Origin of the sequence: Neisseria sp. (assembly GCF_041804105.1) — a bacterium.
In the GTDB taxonomy this organism is placed as follows: domain Bacteria; phylum Pseudomonadota; class Gammaproteobacteria; order Burkholderiales; family Neisseriaceae; genus Neisseria.
The window spans coordinates 1-4,055 of sequence record NZ_JBHCJY010000104.1; the positions used below are offsets into that span (position 1 = coordinate 1).

Annotated in this window: 4 protein-coding genes; 3 read left to right on the forward strand and 1 reads right to left on the reverse strand. The window is 55.6% G+C overall.

Annotated elements, in window-relative coordinates:
• Positions 1 to 832: 832 nt before the first annotated feature.
• The gene (locus ACEYDX_RS09310; protein ID WP_373741746.1) at positions 833 to 1,564 is read left to right on the forward strand and encodes a phosphoadenylyl-sulfate reductase; all 732 of its coding nucleotides are present in this window, start codon (positions 833 to 835) and stop codon (positions 1,562 to 1,564) included.
• A gap of 226 nt (positions 1,565 to 1,790) precedes the next feature.
• Here the strand turns inward: ACEYDX_RS09310 and ACEYDX_RS09315 are convergent, their stop codons facing one another.
• On the reverse strand, positions 1,791 to 2,090 hold the full coding sequence (locus ACEYDX_RS09315) for a YfcZ/YiiS family protein (RefSeq protein WP_373741747.1): 300 nt from the start codon (positions 2,088 to 2,090) through the stop codon (positions 1,791 to 1,793).
• A gap of 357 nt (positions 2,091 to 2,447) precedes the next feature.
• Here ACEYDX_RS09315 and ACEYDX_RS09320 point away from each other — a divergent pair, with 357 nt between their 5' ends.
• Complete coding sequence (locus ACEYDX_RS09320; RefSeq protein WP_373741749.1) at positions 2,448 to 2,873, forward strand: acyl-CoA thioesterase; 426 nt, start codon at positions 2,448 to 2,450, stop codon at positions 2,871 to 2,873.
• Between the two features lies 1 nt (position 2,874).
• On the forward strand, positions 2,875 to 3,768 hold the full coding sequence (locus ACEYDX_RS09325; protein WP_373741748.1) for a tyrosine-type recombinase/integrase: 894 nt from the start codon (positions 2,875 to 2,877) through the stop codon (positions 3,766 to 3,768).
• Positions 3,769 to 4,055: the final 287 nt, after the last annotated feature.

The window sequence follows — 4,055 nt, forward strand, 5'->3', positions numbered from 1 at the left end:
CGGCGTGGGACACCTGCCGCCGCAGGGCAGCCAGCAGGATTTGTGGCACGGCGAAGATATCGGGTAGGTACGGTTAGCCCGCCGAAGCGGGCGTAACCGTACACCGTGTCGGATGACTGGGTAAAGGCCGTCTGAAAAAATGTTTTTGAAAACAGATTTTCCGAAGACAGGCTGCGGTTTGTACGGTTACGCCCGCTTCGGCGGGCTAACCGCACCTACGGTGATTCACGAAACAGGCCGTCTGAAAATTTTCAGACGGCCTGTTTTGCAGGATTTCATTTGCAGGATTTCATTGAAAACGGAAAGCCATCGTCATTCCCGCGCATGCGGGAATCCATAGTGGATATTTGCGGGCGCATGAATCAACAAAGTTTCTGAAGTTCAGCACCGGATTCCCGCATGCGCGGGAATGACGGGTATTGGACAGTCGCGTAGGTACGGTTAGCCCGCCCAAGCGGGCGTAACCGTACGCCGTGTCGGATGGCTGGGTAAAGGCCGTCTGAAAAAATGTTGTTGAAAACAGATTTTCTGAAGACAGGCTGCGGTTTGTACGGTTACGCCCGCTTTGGCGGGCTAACCGTACCTACGGCGGTTTGAAAACAGATTTTCCGGAAACGGATTACGGTTTGCCCAGTTGCACCCGCCGTTTCGGATTTGGTTATATCGAAAGAAAAAACCGTTCCTTTCAAAGGCCGTCTGAAGCGCGCAGAATAAGGCCGTCTGAACTTTTCAGACGGCCTCGGCCAAACACAAACACGATAAATCCGCCGCATCAAACGGATTGCCGGACGGATGCCGCCAACCGCACAAACCCAAACCGAACCGAAAAAACATGTCCCTGTTCCGCCCCGAATTCTGGAAAATTCCCGCCGTCGGCCAAGCCGATGCTGCGCGTCTGCCCGAGCTGGAAAATATGCTCGAGCAACGTTTGCAAGGCATCGCCGAACGATTCCCCCGAGCCGTGTTCGCCACCAGCCTGGCCGTCGAAGACATGGTCGTAACCGATATGCTGTGCCGTCTGAAACTGCCCGTCCGCATCGTTACGCTGCACACCGGCAGGCTCAATCCCGAAACCGAAACGCTGATTGCCCGAACCGACGAACAATACGGCATCGGCATCGAAGTGTTTGCACCGGATACCGATTCCGCCGAACGTTTCGAGCGCGAATACGGCGCGGCATCGATTTATGAAAGCGTCGAACGCCGCCGCGAATGCTGCCGCATCCGCAAAATCGAACCGCTCAACCGCGCATTGTCCGATGCCCCCGCATGGCTGACCGGCCAACGCCGCAGCCAGTCCGACACCCGCACGGAGCTGCCGTTTGAAGAAGCCGACACCGCGCGCGGCATCGCCAAGTTCAACCCGATTTTCGACTGGGAAGAAACCGATGTCTGGGCCTACGCGCAAAAACACGCCGTACCGCTCAACGCGCTTTACAGCCAGGGCTATCCCAGCATCGGCTGCGAACCCTGCACCCGCCCCGTCAAACTCGGCGACCCCGTGCGCTCGGGGCGTTGGTGGTGGGAAAGCACCGACAGCAAAGAGTGCGGGCTGCATAAGTAGGTTTCGTGGGTACAGTCGGATTGAGTAGGTACGGTTAGCCCGCCCCAACGGGCGTAACCGTACGCAATGGCGGATGGTTTGATAAAGGCCGTCTGAAAACGGGCTGGGGAGACAGGCTGCGGGTTTGTACGGTTACGCCGCTTAAGGCGGCTAACCGTACCTACGGCAGTTGAACACAGGCCGTCTGAAAACAATTTCAGACGGCCTGAACTGAAAAACGGCTTCTTCAGCGTGTGGAAAGCTGGAAAATCACTTTTTCGGCCTGACAGCAGAATTCAAAATGCGCCTTTAATTCATAGCCGCCGTCCACGGCATTGATTTCACTGGTGATTTCGCAAGGCTCGCTTTCTGCTTTGCGGGCTTTTTCCGTGTAAAACCCAAGTGCTTCGCGGGCAAGCGCTTCGGTTTCGTACACATGGATTAAGTCCGCGCCGCAGTCTTCTCCGTCGAACACGGTGCCGACTTCTACGGAACAGTCGGGGCATTTGCCTACGGTGTTTTCTTCGGTTTCAAAAGTCCGGCTCATTTTTTACCTCGTTTTCAGAAAAGGAACGGCTTGATTGTAACGCAGATGTGCTGCGGAAAATTTTGCCGAAATCAAAGTTCGGGCAGAAATATCGTGCGGCGGCGGCATCCTTTATAATAACTGTCTTTGCCGCAGGACGGGTTTAACCGATCCTGCCGATGCCGTCTGAACAAGCCAATCCGTTGTTTAGGGTTGTGTGGAATGGTATTTGGTTTTTAAAAAAACCATTTTATTCAATCGGTTGTATTGTGTCCGGCGGGTTGCTGCCGATACGGAAGCATCCGATTGATGTGTTCAGACGGCATCGGCGGGCGTGGTGGAAAACAAAGGCCGTCTGAAAACCGTGAAGGAATATTTATGCCGCGCATTACCGTATCAGCCCCTGAACATATTGTTTTTACTGCCGAAATCCGCGTTCAAATCGGCGACATCAACTACGGCGGGCATTTGGCCAACGATGCCGTATTGCGGCTGTGCCACGAAGCCCGCGTGCGCTGGCTGGCTTCGCTGGGCTTTACCGAACTTGATGCGGGCGGCAGCGGGCTGATTATGGCGGATGCAGCCGTGCAGTATCTCGCGCAGGCGCGCCACGGCGACGGGCTGCGGCTGGAAATCGGTGTGGCGGACATCGGGCGCAGCGGGTTTGCGTTGCTGTACAACATTACCCGTTCAGACGGCCTTGAGATTGCACGGGTGCGGACGGGGATGGTGTGTTTCGACTACGGCAGGCAGAAGGTCTGCCGTTTGCCCGACGGTTTGCGTCGGGCATTGGAGGCCGTCTGAAATGACTGCCGCCGAGTTTTCCGCTTATGCCGAAGCCTATCTGTCGGCTTTGCGGCAACAGGGCAAATCGCCGCACACGCTTGCCGCTTACAGGCGTGATTTGGTTCAGCTTTTTACCCTGATGCCGTCTGAAAACACCGCCGTGTCGCGCAGCATATTGCTGGCCGCGCTGAAACGGCTTTCGCAACAGGGTGCGGGCGAGCGCAGCATCGCGCGCAAATTGTCGGTGTGGCGGCAGTATTGCGGCTGGCTGTTGGCGCAAAACCTGTCGGATACCGACCCGACGCTGGGTTTGAAGGCTCCGAAAGCGCCCGAACGGCTGCCTAAGGCAGTGGAGCAGGAAACGTTAAACCGCGTGCTCGACAGCGGTGCGGCGGATATGGAGAATGTGTTGGATGTGCGCGATCAGGCCGTTTTCGAGCTGATGTACGGCAGCGGCTTGCGCTTGGGTGAGGTGCAGGCATTGAATCTGCACGATATTCTGCTGGATGAGGGCTGGGTGAGCGTGGTCGGTAAAGGCGGCAAGCACCGCCAAGTGCCGCTGGCGGGAAAAAGCATCGAGGCCGTCCGCGCCTATCTTGCCGAGCGGACGGCTGTTCCGGACGAAACCGCGCTGTTTACCAACCGCTTCGGCAAACGACTGAGCCGCCGCCAAATACAGAGCCGCCTGCAACAATGGGCACTCAAGCACGGCAGCCCGCAGCATCTTTCACCGCATATGATGCGGCACAGTTATGCCAGCCATCTGCTCCAGTCTGCCCGAGACATCCGCGCCGTGCAGGAACTGCTCGGCCACAGTAACCTTTCCACCACGCAGATTTATACCAAGCTCGATTTCGACCATTTGGCCAAGGTATATGACGAAACGCATCCGCGGGCAAAACGGAAAAAGTAATGGGTTTACAACCCGATCCCCGACTTTTTCCCATGCTTAAGGCCGTCTGAAATTTTCAGACGGCCTGATATATTGCTTTCCATTGAAAGGAACATAATTTCAACCACCCGTAACGTTTTTTTAACTGTCAAGCGGGGGGAGTAATCATGTATAGCAAATAAACATATTATTCGATACAATTCCACCATGGCCTATTCACAAGACTTCAAACAACTCGTGCTCAAAAAACTCCGTCAAGGATGGACGATTCGTAGAGCCGCAAAAGAATTCGGCATCGCCATCTCCAC

Coding starts and splice junctions, on each gene's coding strand:
- ACEYDX_RS09310 (WP_373741746.1), top strand. CDS start 833: ATGTCCCTGTTCCGCCCCGAATTCTGGAAAATTCCCGCCGTCGGCCAA.
- ACEYDX_RS09315 (WP_373741747.1), bottom strand. CDS start 2,090: ATGAGCCGGACTTTTGAAACCGAAGAAAACACCGTAGGCAAATGCCCC.
- ACEYDX_RS09320 (WP_373741749.1), top strand. CDS start 2,448: ATGCCGCGCATTACCGTATCAGCCCCTGAACATATTGTTTTTACTGCC.
- ACEYDX_RS09325 (WP_373741748.1), top strand. CDS start 2,875: ATGACTGCCGCCGAGTTTTCCGCTTATGCCGAAGCCTATCTGTCGGCT.